The sequence below is a fragment of the Flavobacterium pectinovorum genome (genome assembly GCF_006438875.1).
Classification (GTDB): domain Bacteria; phylum Bacteroidota; class Bacteroidia; order Flavobacteriales; family Flavobacteriaceae; genus Flavobacterium; species Flavobacterium pectinovorum_A.
In genome coordinates this window covers 24,456-44,722 of sequence record NZ_RCZH01000029.1, presented here as the reverse complement: position 1 = coordinate 44,722, position 20,267 = coordinate 24,456, and the positions used below count along the sequence as shown (strand labels likewise).

The 20,267-nt window shown below is 32.6% G+C and carries 21 protein-coding genes; 10 read left to right on the top strand and 11 right to left on the bottom strand.

The features are described from left to right. A partial coding sequence (locus EAH81_RS26475; RefSeq protein WP_241676568.1) for a transposase occupies positions 1-272 on the top strand: 272 nt, incomplete at its 5' end. A 146-nt stretch (positions 273-418) separates the two neighbouring features. Here the strand turns inward: EAH81_RS26475 and EAH81_RS26470 are convergent. From EAH81_RS26470 to pyrR, 8 genes are all read right to left on the bottom strand, one after another. After that, on the bottom strand, positions 419-922 hold the full coding sequence (locus EAH81_RS26470; RefSeq protein ID WP_170214163.1) for a CAP domain-containing protein: 504 nt from the start codon (positions 920-922) through the stop codon (positions 419-421). A 172-nt stretch (positions 923-1,094) separates the two neighbouring features. Next, complete coding sequence (pdxH, locus tag EAH81_RS26465; protein ID WP_140511989.1) at positions 1,095-1,739, bottom strand: pyridoxamine 5'-phosphate oxidase; 645 nt, start codon at positions 1,737-1,739, stop codon at positions 1,095-1,097. A gap of 113 nt (positions 1,740-1,852) precedes the next feature. Next, on the bottom strand, positions 1,853-2,371 hold the full coding sequence (locus EAH81_RS26460; RefSeq protein ID WP_140511987.1) for a hypothetical protein: 519 nt from the start codon (positions 2,369-2,371) through the stop codon (positions 1,853-1,855). 43 nt (positions 2,372-2,414) lie between these two features. Continuing rightward, on the bottom strand, positions 2,415-3,323 hold the full coding sequence (locus EAH81_RS26455) for a ribonuclease Z (RefSeq protein WP_140511986.1): 909 nt from the start codon (positions 3,321-3,323) through the stop codon (positions 2,415-2,417). Between the two features lie 95 nt (positions 3,324-3,418). Further along, a complete protein-coding gene (locus tag EAH81_RS26450) occupies positions 3,419-3,751 on the bottom strand; it encodes a ribonuclease Z (RefSeq protein ID WP_140511985.1) in 333 nt (110 codons plus the stop codon). Positions 3,752-3,875: 124 nt separating this feature from the next. Then, entirely contained in the window at positions 3,876-4,802 is a 927-nt protein-coding gene (locus tag EAH81_RS26445) for an aspartate carbamoyltransferase catalytic subunit (RefSeq protein WP_074658379.1), read from the bottom strand. Between the two features lie 84 nt (positions 4,803-4,886). After that, the gene (locus tag EAH81_RS26440; RefSeq protein ID WP_241676663.1) at positions 4,887-5,543 is read right to left on the bottom strand and encodes a DUF6891 domain-containing protein; all 657 of its coding nucleotides are present in this window, start codon (positions 5,541-5,543) and stop codon (positions 4,887-4,889) included. A gap of 64 nt (positions 5,544-5,607) precedes the next feature. Next, a complete protein-coding gene (gene pyrR, locus EAH81_RS26435) occupies positions 5,608-6,147 on the bottom strand; it encodes a bifunctional pyr operon transcriptional regulator/uracil phosphoribosyltransferase PyrR (RefSeq protein WP_140511984.1) in 540 nt (179 codons plus the stop codon). 198 nt (positions 6,148-6,345) lie between these two features. Between pyrR and EAH81_RS26430 the strand changes: the two genes are divergently transcribed. The 6 genes from EAH81_RS26430 (at position 6,346) to EAH81_RS27675 (ending at position 9,171) form a co-directional block, all read left to right on the top strand. Then, positions 6,346-6,753 carry a hypothetical protein gene (locus EAH81_RS26430; protein WP_140511983.1) on the top strand — a complete coding sequence of 136 codons (408 nt, stop codon included), beginning with the start codon at positions 6,346-6,348 and terminating at the stop codon, positions 6,751-6,753. A 53-nt stretch (positions 6,754-6,806) separates the two neighbouring features. Next, positions 6,807-7,241: a hypothetical protein gene (locus tag EAH81_RS26425; RefSeq protein WP_140511982.1), complete on the top strand. Its 435-nt coding sequence runs from the start codon at positions 6,807-6,809 to the stop codon at positions 7,239-7,241. Positions 7,242-7,463: 222 nt separating this feature from the next. Further along, positions 7,464-7,754 carry a hypothetical protein gene (locus EAH81_RS26420; protein WP_140511981.1) on the top strand — a complete coding sequence of 97 codons (291 nt, stop codon included), beginning with the start codon at positions 7,464-7,466 and terminating at the stop codon, positions 7,752-7,754. Then, positions 7,751-8,146: a VOC family protein gene (locus tag EAH81_RS26415; protein ID WP_140511980.1), complete on the top strand. Its 396-nt coding sequence runs from the start codon at positions 7,751-7,753 to the stop codon at positions 8,144-8,146. Before EAH81_RS26420 ends, EAH81_RS26415 begins: the two co-directional genes overlap by 4 nt. Positions 8,147-8,305: 159 nt before the next feature. After that, complete coding sequence (locus EAH81_RS26410; protein WP_140511979.1) at positions 8,306-8,851, top strand: hypothetical protein; 546 nt, start codon at positions 8,306-8,308, stop codon at positions 8,849-8,851. 143 nt (positions 8,852-8,994) lie between these two features. After that, positions 8,995-9,171 (top strand): hypothetical protein, encoded by a 177-nt coding sequence (locus EAH81_RS27675; RefSeq protein WP_170214162.1) that lies wholly within the window; start codon positions 8,995-8,997, stop codon positions 9,169-9,171. 60 nt (positions 9,172-9,231) lie between these two features. On the opposite strand, the gene EAH81_RS26405 is transcribed toward EAH81_RS27675, so the two are convergent. After that, on the bottom strand, positions 9,232-10,851 hold the full coding sequence (locus EAH81_RS26405; protein ID WP_140511978.1) for an ABC-F family ATP-binding cassette domain-containing protein: 1,620 nt from the start codon (positions 10,849-10,851) through the stop codon (positions 9,232-9,234). A 359-nt stretch (positions 10,852-11,210) separates the two neighbouring features. Here EAH81_RS26405 and EAH81_RS26400 point away from each other — a divergent pair, with 359 nt between their 5' ends. Further along, entirely contained in the window at positions 11,211-12,203 is a 993-nt protein-coding gene (locus EAH81_RS26400; protein WP_140511977.1) for a virulence RhuM family protein, read from the top strand. Positions 12,204-12,357: 154 nt separating this feature from the next. Here the strand turns inward: EAH81_RS26400 and EAH81_RS26395 are convergent, their stop codons facing one another. Continuing rightward, positions 12,358-13,131 carry a TlpA family protein disulfide reductase gene (locus EAH81_RS26395; protein ID WP_140511976.1) on the bottom strand — a complete coding sequence of 258 codons (774 nt, stop codon included), beginning with the start codon at positions 13,129-13,131 and terminating at the stop codon, positions 12,358-12,360. Positions 13,132-13,227: 96 nt separating this feature from the next. Here EAH81_RS26395 and EAH81_RS26390 point away from each other — a divergent pair, with 96 nt between their 5' ends. Both EAH81_RS26390 and EAH81_RS26385 read left to right on the top strand, forming a co-directional pair. After that, on the top strand, positions 13,228-14,157 hold the full coding sequence (locus tag EAH81_RS26390) for a WG repeat-containing protein (protein WP_140511975.1): 930 nt from the start codon (positions 13,228-13,230) through the stop codon (positions 14,155-14,157). Between the two features lie 222 nt (positions 14,158-14,379). Next, positions 14,380-14,940, top strand: coding sequence for a hypothetical protein (locus EAH81_RS26385; RefSeq protein ID WP_140511974.1), 561 nt, complete (start codon positions 14,380-14,382; stop codon positions 14,938-14,940). Between the two features lie 513 nt (positions 14,941-15,453). Here the strand turns inward: EAH81_RS26385 and chiA are convergent. After that, on the bottom strand, positions 15,454-20,190 hold the full coding sequence (gene chiA, locus EAH81_RS26380; protein ID WP_140511973.1) for a T9SS-translocated chitinase ChiA: 4,737 nt from the start codon (positions 20,188-20,190) through the stop codon (positions 15,454-15,456). Between the last annotated feature and the right edge of the window lie 77 nt (positions 20,191-20,267).

The window sequence follows — 20,267 nt, the reverse complement described above, 5'->3', positions numbered from 1 at the left end:
GTATTTACAACAATCATAACAATAAACACATTGCGATGACCAAACTGGCACATTGGTACAAGAATGTAGAAGATTCAGGGTTTAAAAATTTTAATATCCTTTTAAATACTATAACGGTTAATTACCAATCAATCTTAAACTATTTTGGCAATAGAAGTACTAATGCTTCTGCAGAATCATTCAATGCTAAAGTAAAAGCGTTTAGAAGTCAATTTAGAGGAGTGCGTAAAGTAGATTTCTTCTTGTTCAGATTATCTAATCTTTTTGCCTAATCCCCAACTTTTGCACCTGATCCTAATTAAGGTTGTTATATTTTTGCCAAAGCTGTCTCTTTCAGGCAGCTTTTTTTACATAAAAAAAGTCGTTGCAATTCTTTGAATTACAACGACCAATAAAAACCAACCAGTCCAAAATTTTTCTATATTCTAGCGAATATGTTTGTATAGTATTTTTTTCCCGTTCTTGGATCTGTTGTTATCGATATTCCAAAATGAGTATAATTACCTTCAATATTTTCTTTATGTCCCGGGCTGTCTAACCAGGCTTTTAATGCGGCATCAGAAGTTTTGTAGTTGTAAGCTACATTCTCTCCAACATTTTTAGCGCCAAGCAATTTCATAATATTATCAGAGCGTAAAACAAAGTCATTATGATTAACAACATTGTTCTCGATCATATATTTATTATGCTCTTGGCATTTATAAGAAATGTGATTGATTTTTTCTAATGCATTTAAACCAATACTCACTCGGTAATCGTTTATCAATTGCATTAATTCAAGTTCAGAATCGTTGTACGTATAATTTGTTACAACTTGCTCTGTTAAAGTACTATTTTCATTTCCTTCTGCAGTGTCAGCAGTGCATGAGTTCATTGTAATAAGCATTACAATGAACAACATGTTGCAGATAGTCTTCTTCATAATCAATAGCATTTAAAACTTTAAAGTAAATGTTGGGGCAAATTCTTTAAATTTATTTTTAGATAAATCTTTTCGTATTTCTTAAGCCAAACGTATTTAATTTATCGGTAAACTACAAAATTAATCGACGAACTACATCATTATTTTATTATATAATATAAAATTCCTACAACTAAGAAGATAATCTGTCAATCTTCCATGAAAAATCAGATTGACTCGTATAACGAATTCTGTCATGCAGCCTATTAGGTCTTCCCTGCCAAAATTCTACTTCTACAGGAGTTACTAAAAATCCGCCCCAGTTTTCAGGTCTCGGAATTGGTTTTCCTTCAAATTCGGCTTCGAGTTTCTTTAGGTTTTCTTCTAGAAATGCTCTTGACGGAATAACTTCACTTTGGTGAGAAACTATTGCGCCAAGTTTACTTCCGTCAGGACGAGAATCAAAATAACCGTCTGAGATATTTTCAGAAGTTCTTTCGGCAATTCCTTTAATGATTACCTGACGTTCCATTTCCTGCCAAAAAAAAGACAAACAAACGTGAGGGTTTGCTGCAATGGCTTTTCCTTTTTCGGAATCGTAATTGGTATAAAAAACAAAACCTTCCTCAGAGAATTTCTTTAATAAAACAACTCTCGATTTCGGGAAACCATCCAAACCAATTGTAGAAATTGTCATGGCATTTACTTCTCCGCTTCCGCCAAAATCTTCTACCTCATGAAACCATCGGTTAAAAAGATTAATTGGATCTTCCGGAATATTAGTTTCTAATAATTCGCTTTTCTCGTAAGACTTTCTATAATTGCTTAAATCGTTCATGATTGCTGATTTTAGTCCCGAATCTTCGGGATTGATTTTAGATTTTAGATATACTGAAATTTGTTTTAACGAAATTACGATTAAAACCATAATTACCTCAAATCGAAAATAAATTAAAGAGTTTTATTTACTGTTTTATTTAAAGTCAAACCCAGTCCTACCATAGTATTCCAAATAAAAATCTGTATTCCTGTGTATAATTCTTTATCACCTGGATTTGGATAATAATAATCAAAAATCAAACAAGATAAAATGCTTAGTACTGTAATGCTTATGTATGCCACTTTTTTATTCTCAAAACCAAACTGAAAATCAACTAAAAAAGACATTGCCATTCCTGTAAGTGTCCCTACTATTAAATATGGTGTTTTATCATTTATCGAGTTAGTTAAAATTTGCAATGATGACATTACAATAATTGAAAAACACCAGAGAAGTATATAATAAATCAGAGTTCGTAATAATCGTTTAAAATTTTTAAAAACATCCGGAAATAATCTTGGAATTATCACTGAAATTCCAAACAAAAAACCCGGTAAGAAAAGTAAAAAATATATTGGTGTAAATGATGAGAAATCCATCATTAAAAAAGAGAAAACAACAATTAATCCTAATGAAATGATTCTTCTCATATTTTGTTTTGATAATTAAATAACCCTAACCATGTACAACTCATTATTCAAATTCAAAAGAAACGCCATCATTCCCTAATAAAACATTCGGAAAAATGGTTTCTGCTTCCTCTTTAAAACGTTCAATTCCTTCGTATCTTGTTGAATAATGCCCTAGAACCAATTGTTTGGCATTTGCTTTTAAAGCAATTTTTGCAGCTTCTATAGCTGTAGAATGTAATGTTTTTAACGCCAATGCAGCTTCAGATTCCAAAAAAGTAGCTTCATGATACAAAACATCAACATCTTTTATAAGTGGGATAATTGCTTCGTTATAAACCGTATCAGAACAAAAAGCGTAACTCAATGCAGGAATTGGATCAAAAGACAATTTTTCGTTTTCAATTACAGTTCCGTCATCAAGCGTAACATTTCCTCCGCCTTTTATTTTTTGATAATATGCCGTATGGATATTGTATCGCTGAACAGCTTCTACATCTAGTTTTCTATCTCCGGGTTTTTCCTGAAACAAAAATCCATTGGTGTAAACGCGGTGTTTCAACGGAATTGTCTTTACGATCACTTTGGCATCTTCAAAAATGACTTCACTTTCTTTAGATTCCAATTCATGGTAAAACAACTCATACGTTGTCCAGGAACTTGATAATCTCAATTGTAACGTAATAATTTCCTTGATACCTTTTGGACCATAAATATGTAAATCTGTTGTACGTCCTAAAAGCGCAAAAGTCGAAATAGTCCCAATCAGACCAAAAAAGTGATCTCCATGTAAATGCGAAATAAAAATGTGATTAATTTTTGAGAATTTAATCTTGTTTTTGCGCAGTTGCACTTGAGTTCCTTCTCCGCAATCGATCAAAAACATTCTGTTTTTAATTTCTAAAACCTGCGCAGTTGGGTTGGTAATCGTTCTGGGAGTTGCGGCATAACAGCCAAGTATAGTAAGCTTCATTTTTAATTTTAGATTTTAGATTGCAGATTTTAGATTGGATTAAAACATTTTAGATTCAGTAATAAATCTAAAATCTAAAGTCTAAAATCATAAATCTAAAATCCAAGGTCTCTTTCAATTTCTTCCATTTCGATAATATCATGCGCTTCAAGAAGTGAAGGAACTACAATTAATTTATCAGAAATAGCATTAAAGTCAAGATCAGAAACTACAATTACAAATGATTTTTTGGCTTTTTTATGTTGTTTCGAAAGTGGCAAAAAAAGTTTCAAATCACCTTCTGCCAATTGAGCATTTGATGACAAATCGATTATAATATTTTGTTTTTCAAAGGTTTTAAACTGCTGCGTCACTTTCTCCAAAAAAGAATTAAAATCTCCCTGGGTATCTTTAATCGTAACGGTATGTCCTTTTTGATCTACTTTCATTTTACTAAGGTACGAAGTTTTTTAAATTTGTTTCAAGTTTCAGGTTTCAGGTTTCAGGTTTCAAGTTTGTCAAGCTGAACGTTCCGCAACATGAAACTTGAAACCTGAAACAAAAAAACTAAACTTACTGTATTTTCGAAGCTAAAAGATAAATTACAGCCATTCTGATTGCTACACCATTTTCGACCTGATTTAAAATCACAGAATGATCAGAATCTGCCACTTCAGAAGTAATCTCTACTCCTCTGTTGATTGGTCCCGGGTGCATGATTACGATTTCTTTTCCAAGAGAATCTAATAATGGTTTATCAACTCCATATTGTTGAGCGTATTCACGTGTTGATGGAAAAAAGTTCACATCCATACGTTCGTTCTGAACGCGTAGCATATTGGCAACATCACACCATTCTAATGCTTTTCTCAAATTGGGTTCAACCGTAACACCAAGAGATTCGATATATCGTGGAATCAATGTTTTTGGTCCGCAAACTTTAACCTCAGCGCCTTGCATTTGTAAAGCATATATATTGGATAAGGCTACTCTTGAATGCAGAACATCACCTACAATAACTACTTTTTTTCCGGCTACATCACCCAATTTCTCTCTGATAGAATAACTGTCTAATAAAGCCTGAGTTGGATGTTCATGTGCTCCGTCTCCGGCATTTACGATACTTGCTTTGACATTTTTAGATAAAAAATAAGCCGCTCCGGGATTGGAGTGGCGCATTACAACCATATCTACTTTCATAGATAGAATATTGTTTACAGTATCAATTAAAGTTTCTCCTTTTTTAACAGATGATTGTGCTGCCGAAAAACTAATAACATCTGCAGATAATCGTTTTTGTGCTAACTCGAAAGAAAGTTTTGTTCTGGTACTGTTTTCGAAAAATATGTTAGCAATTGTAATATCTCGTAATGAAGGAACTTTTTTAATAGGTCGGTTAATGACTTCTTTAAAATGATCGGCAGTTTCAAAAATTAGGTTAATATCATTCTCGTTGATGTATTTAATTCCTAATAAGTGATTTACGCTTAATTCTTTCATTTTTATTTCTTTAATATTTATTTGTCAAATTCCTGAATTCCTGAAACATTCAGTCTTTCTATACTACTTTAAAAAGCAGTTATGCTATTGAATCATTCTTTCTATAACCTCGCTGTAGTCTTGCAAATCCCTACCGTCTTCGTTAAAAATATGCTGCCATCTGAAACCCGGAATTTCTATTTTTGTTCTTGCAGATGGACTCCATTTTATTTCAAAACCGTTGTTTCTTAAAACTTCGGCAACCTTTTTACCAACTTCCATTGCAATTGCATCATCAGAGTTATCTACTTTCTGAAAAGCGATAAACAAACCTGGGTCTTTTACTGCAACAGCTCTCGCCAAATCTTGTTGATGATAAAAACAATAACCATCAGACCAGACTTCATTTTCCTGCAATTCTCTTTCAACCTCAACTACTTCATATTCCCCTTCGGTTGTGGTATAACCTGCGTTGTGAAGTGCGACTATATTTTCATCTCCTAATTCATCGAACGCTTTTATCAGCCTTTCAGTATCTGTTGGGCTTTTCCATTGTTTACTTTCCGAAAGCAACTTTTGGTATTCTTCTTTTATTTTATCGAAAGCCCACTCTTCTGAAATTTCGTCTTCAAATTCGTTGTCTTCAATTTCTTCTAAGATGTTTTCCTGAATCTCATCAAGAGAAAGAAATCCCATTCTGATCTGATTAAAAATTGATTCATAAATAAACGCTTCATTCTCTGTCATGGTATTATTTTTCAATTTTTATTTTTTAATCCTCTCATTTTGCGATTAAACAGTTAAACGATTTATCCGATTAAACTTTTTAATTAGTTACCAGATAAACAACATCTTCGTTGTCATTTTCTTTCCAGCTTACTTTTACCTTTTCGCCATTAATTGCATCTACCTGACGACCGCGATAATCGGGCTGAATTGGTAAATTACGGCTAAAACGTCTGTCGATTAACACCAACAATTCGATTTCTGAAGGTCGCCCAAAAGATTGAATTGCGGTCAAGGCAGAACGTATGCTTCGTCCGGTAAACAAAACGTCATCTATAAAAATGACTTTCTTGTCTTCAACTATAAAATTTATTTGTGTTTTATTGGCTTCCAGCGGTTTATCAGTACGGCGAAAGTCATCTCTAAAAAAAGTGATGTCCAGATATCCCAAAGAAATTTCAGGAACTTTATATTCGTTTTCTAATATTTGTTTTAAACGTTCTGCTAAAAAAACGCCTCGTGGCTGAATCCCGACTAAAATAGTATCAGAGAAATCAAGGTGCTTTTCGATTAACTGACAAGCCAAACGATGGAGTATGATAGTAACTTCTTTTGAATTAAGTAATACTTTTTGGCTCATAATTAAGTATAATGTTTGGTTGGGCAAATATACGAAATCAGAATTTATTTGTTGGGGTGTTGGGAAGGGAAATATTTTTTTTTGAATTTGGGACGGAAAATATGGGATTAGAGATGTATTTTCAAGAGATTATAAAAAACTCTATTTTAGCAGATAATTTTTCATTTTAATTAAGTTAAACTCATTGTAATTAAAGCTATGAACGACATACAAAATTTACTACAACCAAAAATTAAGGAGTTCAACATCAATTTTACAAATGATACCTTTCCTGAAATAATCAATCTAAATTATGATTTATGGACTTTGAAAATTACTTTAGACTTTAAAGATATATCTCAGCCAATATATATTATTTTTAAAAATGTAGTCGGTTTTAGAGTATTAGATGAAGGTAATCTTTTGGAATTTTGGAACCCAGATATAAGAGTACCTGGTTGGATTTGGAAAGTTGAAAGTGGAGGCTGGTTTGAACTTGAAAAATTAAGATCTGGTTTTCTGACTCAATATCATACGAATAGTCATAATGAATTTTTAATTTTAGGGATAAATGATTGTATTAGCGTAATTTCTGAATCTGATCCTGTAATTTTTGATCCTGAATAATAGTCGAAAAAAATAAAAAACATTTTAATTTTAACATCAAATAGTTCTTATTAATGAAACAAATAATTCTATTTCTATTATGTATTATCTTCTCTGCTTGTGAAAATAATGAAGAGAAAACCATTCTTTATAAACAATTACTAAATTACCGTAACGATTTAAAGATGGATGTAAAAAGTAAAGACTTTTATATTTTGACAACATTGGAGGATAACAAATTCTTTAATCAAAGATATGACAGCTTGAATAAAATTAAGCTTGATTTAGAAAAATCATTTGATAAAGTAAGATATACCGATAAGAAAAAAATTTTAGAGATAAGAGATAATTTTAATAACAAATATAAATTAAACGTAAAATTTCCTTCTGGCAATTATGACGCAAATATTACAGACAGCATTTTTAATAGATTAGTAGAAGTGGATTTTTTAAGACTTATTAGATCTTTTCAAGATGAGAAAATGTTCATACATGGTGACAAATTTTAGTTTACAATTTAATTTCAAATGAATAAAATATTCTACCATAAGCTCAACGTTTTTCTACATTTTATGTTAGGAATCTTTTTCTTCTTATCACCAATGATTTTAATGTTTTTAAAATTATCAGTCCTTACGCAATTATTATTTCCACTAATTCTATTAATAATTGGCGGTTACTTCTATTTTCGAATTTGTAAAGCATTTATCCATGTTTTAATTAGTAAACCAATGATTGAATTAACCAATGAAAAATATATCGATAACCTAAATGGATTTTCTATTTATTGGACTGATATAAATAGAATCTCTTTACAAGATGGCAAAGCACCTTTTGTAGTTTTTGATCTAAAAGATAGTAAGAGGTTTTACAATGATATTAATTTATTTAAAAAACTATTTTATAAATTTGAAAGAAATGATATGAATTCTATCCAAACGAACATACGCTTTCCACATGGAAAAAACGCTGATATTTTTACAGAAATACAGAATAATTTTAAAAAGAGTCAAAAAAAATGAAAGCAAAAGTCATAGGAATTCCAGTCCAAGATCAAGAAAAAGCATTACAATTTTATACTACAAAATTAGGTTTCATAAAAAAACACGATGTTCCTTTGGGCGAAGGTAACAGATGGTTAACTGTAGTTTCTAAAGATGAACCAGACGGCGTTGAAATTTTACTAGAACCATCACCAAATCATTTTGAACCTTCAAAAACGTATCAAAAAGCGTTATTTGATGCCGGAATTCCGTACACGCAATTTAATGTGGATAATCTTCAGGAAGAATATAATCGATTGATTAATCTTGGTGTAGAATTTACCATGCAACCAACTGAAATGGGGAATGTAAAAGTTGCAATTTTGGATGATACTTGTGGGAATAAGATTCAGTTAATTGAGATATTGTAAAGAAATGGAAATCTACAGCTTATTTAAAGAATCAAAAAATGATACTACTAAAATCCTAACCGAAAAAATAGAGATGTTTGAATAGACAATGCCAATAAAATTTATAAATTCATTGTAATTTAAATCAATAACCCTAATAATTTCACACTAACCAGTATTATGAAGAAGAAACCATTTTTATTTTTTTCGATGCTAACTATCATCTTTCTTAGTTCTTGCAAATCAACACCTGATTTGACAGAAAATGAAGTTTACACGATCATAAATGAAATTATAGTAGATGATAGTTTACCAATCTATCAGGCTTGCTGGAAGTTCAAAAATATTCAGTTAACAGAGAAATATAAAAAAGAATTTACGGAAGAGGATCTGAATTTTATTGAGGATCAAAATGAAATTTTCAAGAATCTAAAAATAAAACCAAATCAATTAAAGTGGTATAAAAGAAGACAGAAAGAATTTGAATTTACCACAGTTGATACAATTTGCGATCAAGGAATTTTATATCACATTTCGTTTCCTATTATTTCAGCCGATAGAAAAAAAGTACTTATTGAATTTCAAGAAGATTGTAATTGCTTACTAGGCGGGCAAGGAGGGAAAGATTTATATGAGAAAAAGAATGGACATTGGATTAGAACAAAAAGTTTCGATCAATGGATAAGTCAAAGTAAAAATTTAAAACTTAATACAAACAAAACTTAACTTCTGATTTAAAATAATAAATCTCAAAATCATAGAACTTTCCCATAAAATTGTATAACACATTTTTTTGGTGTTTGAAGTAATTTTAATCTACAATAATTAGAATACTAGATTCTTATTACAAAACTTAAAACAGCAAAATCATGCAAAAAATAATTACACGTTTGTTAATGGTATTCGTTATACTATTTTCATTTACAAGTTGCGAAGTTATAGGAGATATTTTTAAAGCCGGAATGGGATTCGGAATCTTTATCGTGATCTTTATCGTTGCGATTGTTATTTTCATTTTCGCTAAAATATTCGGCGGCAATAAGTAAACATAAAAAAATCCCGATTGCCAAGGCGATCGGGATTTCTTTTTTTATCTAAACTATATTTTATTTAGCGTACATTTTTGTTCTTAATTCCTGAACTTTTTCATCATCAAGATATTCATCAAATGTCATATAACGGTCGATTGCTCCGTTTGGCGTTAACTCCACTACTCTATTACCAACAGTTTGTGCAAACTCGTGGTCATGTGTTGTAAAAATTACTGACCCTTTGAAGTTTTTCAATGAGTTATTGAAAGCTGTAATAGACTCCAAATCCAAGTGATTCGTTGGTTCGTCAAGCATTAAGATATTTGCACGCTCCATCATCATTCTGGATAACATACAACGTACTTTTTCTCCTCCTGATAATACACGGCTTGTTTTTAGTGCTTCTTCTCCAGAGAAAATCATTTTCCCTAAGAATCCTCTAATAAATACCTCATCACGCTCTTCTTCTGTTTTTGCATATTGACGTAACCAATCTACCAATGTCAAATCGTTTTCAAAGAACGAATGATTTTCTGCCGGTAAATATGCTTGATTGGTTGTAATTCCCCAATCAAAAGTTCCTGCATCTGCTTTTTGTTGGTTGTTTAAGATTTCATAAAAAGCTGTTGTTGCACGTGAATCTTTAGAGAAAAGAACGATTTTATCGCCTTTTGCCATATTCAAATGAACACCTTTAAACAAAAGATCTCCTTCTACAGAAGCTTCTAAATTTTCAATATTCAAAATCTGATCCCCGGCTTCACGATCCTGATCAAAAATGATCGCTGGATAACGACGGCTTGAAGGTTTGATATCTGAAATATTCAATTTAGAAATCATTTTTTTACGAGAAGTTGCTTGTTTCGATTTTGCAACGTTCGCACTAAAACGACGAATAAATTCTTCTAATTCCTGTTTCTTTTCTTCTGCTTTTTTGTTTTGCTGCGCACGTTGTTTTGCTGCCAATTGGCTAGACTCGTACCAGAAAGTATAGTTTCCTGAGTAGTGATTTATTTTTCCAAAATCAATATCAGAAATATGTGTACAAACCGAATCTAAAAAGTGACGGTCGTGAGATACTACAATTACCGTATTTTCATAATTTGCTAAGAAGTTTTCTAACCAGGCGATTGTTTCGAAATCCAAATCGTTGGTCGGCTCATCCATAATAAGCAAATCCGGGTTTCCAAAAAGTGCCTGCGCCAAAAGCACACGAACTTTGATTTTTCCCTCTAGATCTCCCATTAAAGTATAGTGGTGCTCTTCGTTGATTCCTAAGTTAGACAACATCGATGCGGCATCAGAATCTGCATTCCAACCGTTCATTTCCTCAAACTGAACCTGAAGTTCTCCAATTCTGTCTGCGTTTTTATCGTTGTAGTCTAAATAAAGTTCATCCATTTCTTTTTTAACAGCGTACAGCACTTTATTTCCCATCAAAACGGTTTCCAAAACAGTATGTTCATCGAACAAATTGTGATTTTGGGTCAAAACCGACATACGTTTTCCCGGCTCTAAATGAATGTGTCCAGAAGTTGGGTCGATGTCGCCCGAAATGATTTTTAGAAAAGTAGATTTTCCAGCACCATTGGCTCCAATAACTCCATAAATATTTCCGTGTGTGAATGTGGTATTTACTTCGTCAAACAAAATACGTTTGCCAAATTGAACTGATAAATTATTGACTGTTAACATGAATGTCTTTTTAATTAATTTGGTGCAAAAGTAATGAAAAAGGTTCAGAGTTGCAAAGGTGCAAAGGAGCAAAGTTTTTTGTCCGAAAGAGTTTTTTCTCGCAAAGACGCAAAGGCGCAAAGAAAAGTAACTTTGTGTGAAAATTTTCTACCATATAAGTTATATAAGTGCATTTAAGCTAATGCTGATTAACGTACAAATACCAACAAAAAAACTTTGCTCCCGAAGCTTCGGGATCGCGTCTTTGCGAGATTAAATAGTCACAGCTTGACTTTTAAATTAAACTTATAATATCTTATATAACTTATATGGTTTAAAATTGCAATTTGCTTACCTTCACTTTTATTTTATTCAAAATTATGCAGGCTCCCATTTTATTATATCAAACTTCTCAATCTAACGTAGAAGTCGAAGTAACTTATCTTGATGAAAGTTTTTGGCTTTCGCAAAAAGCAATGGCTCAGTTATTTAATGTTGATATAAGAACAGTAAACGAGCATCTTCAAAATATTTTTAATTCACTTGAATTAGAAAAGAATTCAACTAACCGGAAAATCCGGACAGTTCAAACTGAAGGAAAAAGAGAAGTGAGCAGAGAAATTGACTTCTATAATCTTGATGCTATTATTGCGATTGGATATAGAGTTAATTCTAAACAAGCTACTCAATTTAGAATTTGGGCAACCAAAACGCTTAAAGAATTTATCATCAAAGGATTTGTTTTGAATGATGAAATGCTAAAAAACGGAAAAGCTTTTGGAAAAGATTATTTCGAAGAATTACTGGAACGCATTAGAGAAATTCGTTCTTCTGAAAGACGTTTTTATCAAAAAATAACTGACATCTATGCGCTGTCAGCCAATTATGAAAAAGATAGTACTGAAACAAAAGCTTTTTTTGCTACAGTACAAAATAAATTACATTGGGCAATAACCGGAAAAACTGCTGCTGAAATCATTTATACGGAAGCTGATGCCACTAAAATTTATATGGGACTTTCGAAATGGGAAGATGCTCCCGACGGAAAAATTCAGAAAAGTGATGTAAGCGTTGCTAAAAATTATTTGAACGACGCACACTTACAAGAACTTAACAGAATTGTTTCTGCTTATTTAGATTTGGCTGAAAATTACGCCAAAAGACAAATTATTATGCAAATGGAAGATTGGAGTGTTTTTCTAAATAATTTTCTACAACTTTCAAATTATCCGATTTTAAATGATAAAGGAAAAATTTCTCATTTAGAAGCAAAAATTAAAGCTGAGATGGAGTTTGAAAAATTCCGAATTATTCAAGACAGAGAATATTTGTCTGATTTTGACAAAGAGGTAATGAAATTTAACAAAAAATAATTCCTTTTAAAATGCAGTAACTAAACTTCACCATATAAGTCATATAAGCTCATTTAAGCCAAACTTAATGACTTATATGGCTAAAAAATTATAAGTTTTATAAATATTAAACTAAACTTATAATCACTTATATAACTTATATGGTTAAAAAGAACTACAACTTACTTTCCTTTTCCAAAGCCACTTCCAGACTTTTATAATTATTTAAAACTTTGGCAATCAGACCTTCTTTGTTAAGGATAAAATGCGTTGGAAAGGCATTTAAATCTAAAGTTTCATTCATATACGTTTTCATGTTTGGAATAACGGAATATGACAATGGTTTTCTTGCTAGAAATACTTTTAATTGTTCCGGTGTATCTTCGGCAAGGCTTATGAAAAGTATGTTATTTCGGTCTTTATATTTTTCTGTTAATTGATTTACTTCGGGGAATTCTTTGATACAGGCGGCACAATGAATATACCAGCATTTTATTACTATGATTTTTCCTTTCATGGATTCGTTTGAAACCTCATTTCCATTTAAATCTTTAAAGGAGAATTTAGGAAAAGGCTTTCCTTCCATTTCGAAATTCTTTACTGCATCAAAAGCTTCCTGATTGATGGTGGCTTTTATACTTGTATCTGAATTTGGCTGAATTTTAAACAGTTTATAATAGTAAATTGAATCCTCTGATTTTAGTCTGATTGGAATATAATTCCCGTTTGTTAATTCATTTAAGAAGATTTCTTTGGAAATTTCTTTTGAATCTGTATCAAGTGCAACATAATCTCTGGAAAGCATGATATTCTTACTTTGATAAGTCCACCAATCGCTGAATTTATTTTGGATTTGGATTGGATCAACTTCCGGATTTCCGAATTTGGCTTGACCGAAAATTGTAGCGGAAACTAGAAATAGGAGTAGAAAAACGATTGATTTCTTCATGAATTTATTATGCACTAATTGGATATCAAAAGTAGTTAAAATTTTAAAGACTTTAATTACTACATTTGAATACTGTCAATAACTAAAGGCTTTTTAATGAAAAAAATATTTCTGCTTCTTTTAATTTTAAATCAATTCTCCGGTTTTTCCCAAACTGATAAGTTGTATTATTTTATTGAAAAAGATAGTCTTTTGGGGGTGAAAAATCAAAACGGAAAAATTATTATTCCTGCTGCTTATACTTTAATTCCGTCTGTTTATAATGGCATTCAAAAACAAGAAATTAAAGATCAGTTACTATTCTTTTATCCTCTTAAAGATGGTCCAAAAGTTTACGACAGAAATGGTAATTTCCTTTTTGAACCTTATATGTTCGATGCCGGTTTTGATGATTTTAACGAAGGTTATATGAGATTTGTTGAAAACAAAAAAGTTGGTTTTGCGAATCGAAACGGAGTGAAAATTGTTCCCGCACAATACGATTGGGTTTCTACCATGAATTTTGGCTTTGCCGAATATTGTAATGGCTGTTATTTCGATCGTTCTAAAGATCCTGAACATCCGCCTTTAGTTGGTGGAATTTGGGGTTATATTGACAAAAATGGTATCGAAATAAAACCAACCGAAAAACGAAATCATCCTAAAGATATTGAAACCGAAAAACATCAATTTATTCCGTATCAATTTGTATATAATGAGAAGGAAAAACAGATTCTGGATTTTTTTGAAAAGAGGAAAGATAAAATTATTGAAATCAATAGTTTAGACTGTCCACGAGGAAATGTGTATTTTGAAATTATTGAAAAGCCATCATCTTCAGTACCTTTCTACAAAATCAAAACATATCAATCATGTGTTCAATATCTTAGCAATGCAAATGAGACTTTTGATGATTTTAGATTTTTTAGTGTTTCTGCAAATGGGAAAGAATTCTACGTGACTTATAATGTTATGGTGGATTATAAAAATTATTCTGAAAATGTCCAAAAGAAAATTCCTGTTGATGAATGGATTAAGAAAAATTGAATTGCTTTGTGGCGAGATGGTACGCGGATTTGATGGATTCGCTATCGCGAAAGTGCGGATTTATTCGGATTTTTTTATTCTTGCTTTTGTTTCTTTCGGGTTCTGAATCTTTGTCAAAGTTTGAAACTTTGACAAAGATAACACAGTAAATGTGATTGCTTTGTTTTGATGGCACACTGATGATGCAAATTGTAACTGATTTATACTGATATTGTTTAAACTATGATTAAAAACTGGATAAAAACGAATGAAAACGGTATTCAAATTCCAATTGATATATTTGCTCCTCACTTATTTTATTTTGACAAAATTGATAAAAATTTAAAGACTGAATTTTTAGAAGGAAAAAGATTTGGAATTGCTTGGGAATACAATGGAACTGAAGTATCTGTTTTTGATAATGAAGGCAGCGTCGAGGGATTTCCTACGGCTAATTTGCAATATATTGTGGCAATATTTCGAAATAGCAATTTATATCCACATCCAAATAATGCTATAATTTTTAATTTAGACGGAAGTTTGAAAAAGATTTTACAATTTCCAAAGTTTAAATCGGAGATTATATTAACGGAAATAGAAAAGAACAATCAGACGAATCCTCCTCTCGACGACGATCGATTGTGCTTTTATAAATATAGCAGACAAACAAATGATCAAGGTATTGAATTTGATATTCTGGAAATTAATTATGATTTAGAATATAGTGAATCGCAAATTTTAGATTCTGATACTTTAGAGTTAACCCATTTGTTGAAGAGTCGTTTCGATCGTTACAATTTTTGAAATGCTTTGCGAGAAATTGTACGCAGATTTATGCGGATTTTCTTTTTTTTGTCATCCCGAGGAACGAGGGATCTCCACGAGTAGCTTGACAAAGTGAAATTCGTTGTGTTAGTTTCTTGTGGAGATCCCTCGTTCCTCGGGATGACAAGATTGGAATTAGTATATTTAAAAAATTTGATTAAATAACCATAGTTTCTGATGAAACAGAAAGCCCTAGCCCTGATAGAAGCGGTATCCTTTTTCTGGTTCCTTTAACAGGAAAAGATACAAGCGGATAGCAGGAAATAGCTCCTAAACATTTTAATTACATTAACTAAGATTTAAAACAAAAAAAACCTGGCAATAAAATTGCCAGGCTTAGAATGCTCTCCTTCAGGTGAAAACCAAATAACAAATCACCTGAATTTGATGCATTTATTCGAAATAAAAATCAGATTAAAAAATAAATAACCAAACTCAATTTTAACCGTTCCAATGTTTTATTTCAGTTTTTTTTATTCATTGCAATGAACTTTAGTTTAAGAAGTTCAATACTTTGAATGATTTTGTTTTTCCTGCTTTGTCTGTTACAACAACTAAGAACAATTGTTTCGTTGTGAAACTTTGATCCTGAAGCAGAATTTCTTTTGTATTTTGAACGTTTTTATGACTTATTAAAGTTTGTCCAAGGATGTTGAATACATCAACCTGAGCAATTTCTTCGGTGTCATTTGCAACCGATAATGCATTGTTTTTAAAATATACTATCGTTGCACTGCTTTTTGAAGAAATATCACCAAGCGCTAATGTTTTTGCTGATGACGAAGCAAAATAAGCGGCATACGCTTTAGATAATTCAGATGAATTACCGCAAGAAGATGCATCCCAGTTTACAGACCAAGTCATTAAACCTCTTAAAGAAGGATATGGTCCGCCTGGCTGCATAGTGTATGTTCTTCCCGTAAAAGTGGTTCCGGTTCTTAAGTAATTCATAGCACTAATTCCTTCTGTTGGCGTTAAATAACCGCTACCTGCTGCACTTGGACAAGCCGGTAATGCAATAAGAACTTTTGAGGCTGGTAAACCATCAAAATGCATTCCTGTTGTAGCAATGTTATACCCTTTTATTACCATATCAGTTAGGGCTGTTACCATGTTTGCTTTCTTGGCTGAACCATAATATTGACCGTCTAATCCGTTTTCTCCTCCTGTATTATACAATTGTACGGCTAACAAATCCAATTCATTACGTAAGTTTTGAATGATTGGAAGGAAAGAACCAAAAGTATCTGTATAGGTAGAATATCCTCCTTGTACGTATTGTGTTTCCGGAGCTGCTGTTAATAAAAATCCAGGACCATAGTAAGCTTTTAATTCTTTGCAGGCATCTACTATGTTTTTTAATCTTGGATAAGCAGAAATACCAGCATAAGAAATATCTCTTAAACCTCCTGCATTAAAATTCATTGATCCGCCTTCAAAATCCAAATCAACTCCATCAAATTGATACTCGTCAATAATGGCTTTTAGACCATTAACAAAAATATTTTTTTGAGTTACATTGTCTAAAACAACATGACCGTTTTGACCTCCAATAGAGATAATAACAGGAACGCCGCTATCTCTTAAGGATTTTATATCATTTTTCAACAATTGCTTATTGAAAACACCATTGGTCAAATATCTATTGTCATTTGTAGTTAAAATTGGTGTGTAACCATCACGATTAACGGTTTCTACGAAAGAATAATCAACTACGTTAAATTTACTTCCCACCATTTGAGAAAAATATAAAAATGGAGCACCAGTATTTTCCCAAGAATGTGCGTATCCTAAAATAATTTTAGATGGAAGCGCAATGAATCTATTAGTACTTACCGGAGCAATTTTAATGGTATTGTTTAAAGTAGTTACACCAGATTGATTATCGGTTGCTTTGATTACAACTGGATAATCCTGGTATGCAGATGGTGTAAAATTATAGGTATAAGTATTATTTGTACCTGCTGTCATGTTAAACGTACCTCCATTTATTGTAATAGTAACACCTGAAACTGATCCGTTACTATCAACAGCTGTAACCGAAATTGGCACAACTTGGAAAGAACTTTGATTTACAGTGGTATTCGAAGGTGAATTCCAAGTAATCACAGGTAATGAATTTGGGCAGTTTGCTCCTGAACAACTTAATGTAAAACTATATGTTTTTGCATCTGTTGTTCCGTTTGATGCTGTAGCCGTAACGGTTAGCGTATGACTAAGCGAAAACTGATTTGCTGCTGGTGTCCAAACTGATGTATAATTTCCCGAAGAATTGGTAGCACTCAGGCTTTGTCCATCTAAAGTAAATACAACAGATGAAATTGTAGTAGCATCAGCAGCACTTAATCCAACACTTGCAACAAAATTAATTGATGATCCTAAATTTATAGCAATCGCCGAAGCTGTTGGTGCTGTAATCGTAACCACTGGTTTAGTCGCAACCACCGCTTGTCTATTAAAATTATAAGTCGTTGAAGTTGTTGGAACTGCAAAGTTGGCTAAGTTATTTGGATAATAAGTAACGTCACCATTTTCCCATGCATTTAATTTCAAACTTAAAATTTGTGTATAACCTGCTACAACTGCATTATCGAAAGTATAATTTCCTGATGCATCTGTTGTTGCAATAACACTTTTCCAGTTATGAGTATTATCTGTCCAAGGCACAACTAATTCTACTTTTGCGCCAGCTACTGCAACTGTTCCGTTTTTAACTGTTCCGCTAATTAAGTTTGCCTGAACCGCTGCTGCTTTTGCTGTAGAGCTTGTATTAAAATTATAAATTGTTGCAGTTGCCGGAACTGGGAAATTTGCCAGATTTGATGGTAAATAAACTACTTCTCCATTTTCCCAAGAATTTAATTTTAAACTTGTAACTGTTGTATATCCTGCTACAACTGAATTGTCAAAACTGTATTTTCCTTGTGCATCTGTTGTCGCAATTACGCTTTTCCAGTTGTGTGTACTATCTGTCCAAGGTAAAACGATTTCTACTTTTGCACCCGCTACTACAACAGTACCATTTTTAACAGTTCCGCTAATTTTGTTTGTAGGAACTACAATAACATCTTGTGTTAAGTTTAATGTTTTGTTGGCTATTAAATTGGTATAAACTGTTGAAGCCGGAGTATATGTTTGTCCTGCTAAAGCTGCCGTTACGGTATAAGTTCCGCCTGACGGTAAGTTAGCAATTGAATAAACCCCACTTGCGTTTGAAGTTGCAGTAAAAGTTCCTCCTGTTGAAGTTGCTGTAACTGTTACTCCTGAAACCGGAGTTGTTCCGTTAAGAACTGTTCCGCTTACTGTATAATATACAATTGGCGCTCCTTGTGCAAAATTCAACGTTTGGTTCGCACTTATTGCGTTATAAACTGTTGAAGTTGGCGTATAAGAGAATCCTGTTTTTGCAGCTGTAACTGTAAAGTTAAGTCCGGCTGTTAAACCTGCAACGCTATAAACTCCGCTTGCATTTGAAGTCGCAGTTAAAACTGTTGCTCCTGAAGTTGCTGTAACTGTTACACCAGAAACTCCAGTTGTTCCGTTAAGAACTGTTCCGCTTACTGTGTACAAAGGCTGAGTTCCATTAATAACGACAGCTGTTTGATTTGTTGTAACGTTTGTCAAAGTTACCGGCGTAAAAGTATAAGACGCTTTTGCAGCGGTAAGTATATAATTTTGTCCCGAAGTCAGGTTGCTGAATGTAAAATTACCTGCCGTAGAAACTACAGTTTGCAATACTACATTACTTGCATTACGCAATTCAACAGTTACGTTAGGAACTAAAGCAGTTCCGTTTTTTACAGAACCCGCAATACTTACTGTTCCCGGAAGTACGCTTCCAAATGAAGTGTCAACCTGAGTTAATAATGAATTCGGGATTGAACCTCTTGTGTCCTGAGATAATTCCCAAACCATACCTCCGGCAAGATTTTTCGATTTAATATATTGTACTTTTAAATCCATTGATTGTTTATCTTCATAAGAGATAAACTGTTTTAAAGTAGCATTGTACAAATAAGGAACTTTTGTCGTATTGTCAAAATACCTTACCCATCCTGCAGCTGCTGCAGTTGGTGTAACCAGCATGGTAGTTGGATCTAAATAAGCGTGTGAATTGGTAACCGGATTTCCGACTAAATCGCAAATTTCGATACTTCCTGATTTTTCACATGCTGCAGCACCATCCCAGGTTCCTGTTGGATTTTGCGGATTTGTACATCCTGAAACAAGATCTCTTGGTGCTGAAACGAATAATCCATTTGTTGAATTTGTCGCTACATGATCAAATTTCTTTCCGTAGAAAGGTAATCCCATGATTAATTTATTCGCAGGAAAACCAACAACGTTCAAATATTGATTGGTCAATTCATCCAATGATTCTGATTGCGTTGCGCCATAAAGTGGATCACTTGTGTTTCCGCTTGCATATAAAGGTGCATTATAGCATGTTTTATCATACCAGTTTCCACCAAAATCATATCCAAAATACGTGATATAATCACAATAAGTCGAAATGTCTTCTGTCATTCCGTATTGTGCTCTGTTTGATGGTCCTAAATATTGCGATGCAACTTTACGAACATTGTTTCCGGCAGCAATAGAGATCAATTTATTTGGCATTGCCTGACGCATTGCTTTCAATAAATACACTAGATTTTTGTTGTCGTCCGGGCTGTACTTTTGTGGAGGAATTGGTGCTCCATTAATCACTTCTGTACCGTCTGTTCCTCCAGAAAGAGGATATTCCCAGTCAATGTCAAATCCATCAATAAATGGATATTTGGTAATAAAGTTTGCCATATCTGCAGCTAAAGCAGCTCTTGCTACAGGACTTGCAGCAATTGGAGATAGATCCTGACCTTTTGTCCATCCTCCAACAGAAATTAAGATTTTTAAGTGCGGATACTTTTCCTTAAGTTTCATTAAGTCATAAAAGTTCCCTTTTACAGGAGCATCCCAAGGAATTCCGCCTTCTGTATGCTCAAAATCCGCATAGGAATCCAAACATAACAACTTTGTATTCTCCGGATGTGCAGGATCAAAAGTTGTTCCATAAAAAGAATAATTCAAATGCGTCAATTTACTTCCATCTATTTTCGGAATATTGAAATCCCGGGCATAAATGGCCCATTGCGCATAATACCCTACTACTTTTTTACCGTGAGCTGGTTGGGCTAACGCAAGTAAGGGAAACAGTAACAAAAAAAGCAATCTGTAATAATGTTTCATAATTAAATTAATATTGGTTAATAAAAAGAAATATTCCAATCACCATAAATTACATACCGCAACTCTGTATATAAAAT

Excerpts from the sequence above, each read along its gene's own strand:
- EAH81_RS26470 (WP_170214163.1), bottom strand. The coding sequence starts at position 922 with ATGAAGAAGACTATCTGCAACATGTTGTTCATTGTAATGCTTATTACA.
- pdxH (WP_140511989.1), bottom strand. The coding sequence starts at position 1,739 with ATGAACGATTTAAGCAATTATAGAAAGTCTTACGAGAAAAGCGAATTA.
- EAH81_RS26460 (WP_140511987.1), bottom strand. The coding sequence starts at position 2,371 with ATGAGAAGAATCATTTCATTAGGATTAATTGTTGTTTTCTCTTTTTTA.
- EAH81_RS26455 (WP_140511986.1), bottom strand. The coding sequence starts at position 3,323 with ATGAAGCTTACTATACTTGGCTGTTATGCCGCAACTCCCAGAACGATT.
- EAH81_RS26450 (WP_140511985.1), bottom strand. The coding sequence starts at position 3,751 with ATGAAAGTAGATCAAAAAGGACATACCGTTACGATTAAAGATACCCAG.
- EAH81_RS26445 (WP_074658379.1), bottom strand. The coding sequence starts at position 4,802 with ATGAAAGAATTAAGCGTAAATCACTTATTAGGAATTAAATACATCAAC.
- pyrR (WP_140511984.1), bottom strand. The coding sequence starts at position 6,147 with ATGAGCCAAAAAGTATTACTTAATTCAAAAGAAGTTACTATCATACTC.
- EAH81_RS26430 (WP_140511983.1), top strand. The coding sequence starts at position 6,346 with ATGAACGACATACAAAATTTACTACAACCAAAAATTAAGGAGTTCAAC.
- EAH81_RS26425 (WP_140511982.1), top strand. The coding sequence starts at position 6,807 with ATGAAACAAATAATTCTATTTCTATTATGTATTATCTTCTCTGCTTGT.
- EAH81_RS26420 (WP_140511981.1), top strand. The coding sequence starts at position 7,464 with ATGATTGAATTAACCAATGAAAAATATATCGATAACCTAAATGGATTT.
- EAH81_RS26415 (WP_140511980.1), top strand. The coding sequence starts at position 7,751 with ATGAAAGCAAAAGTCATAGGAATTCCAGTCCAAGATCAAGAAAAAGCA.
- EAH81_RS26410 (WP_140511979.1), top strand. The coding sequence starts at position 8,306 with ATGAAGAAGAAACCATTTTTATTTTTTTCGATGCTAACTATCATCTTT.
- EAH81_RS27675 (WP_170214162.1), top strand. The coding sequence starts at position 8,995 with ATGCAAAAAATAATTACACGTTTGTTAATGGTATTCGTTATACTATTT.
- EAH81_RS26405 (WP_140511978.1), bottom strand. The coding sequence starts at position 10,851 with ATGTTAACAGTCAATAATTTATCAGTTCAATTTGGCAAACGTATTTTG.
- EAH81_RS26400 (WP_140511977.1), top strand. The coding sequence starts at position 11,211 with ATGCAGGCTCCCATTTTATTATATCAAACTTCTCAATCTAACGTAGAA.
- EAH81_RS26395 (WP_140511976.1), bottom strand. The coding sequence starts at position 13,131 with ATGAAGAAATCAATCGTTTTTCTACTCCTATTTCTAGTTTCCGCTACA.
- EAH81_RS26390 (WP_140511975.1), top strand. The coding sequence starts at position 13,228 with ATGAAAAAAATATTTCTGCTTCTTTTAATTTTAAATCAATTCTCCGGT.
- EAH81_RS26385 (WP_140511974.1), top strand. The coding sequence starts at position 14,380 with ATGATTAAAAACTGGATAAAAACGAATGAAAACGGTATTCAAATTCCA.
- chiA (WP_140511973.1), bottom strand. The coding sequence starts at position 20,190 with ATGAAACATTATTACAGATTGCTTTTTTTGTTACTGTTTCCCTTACTT.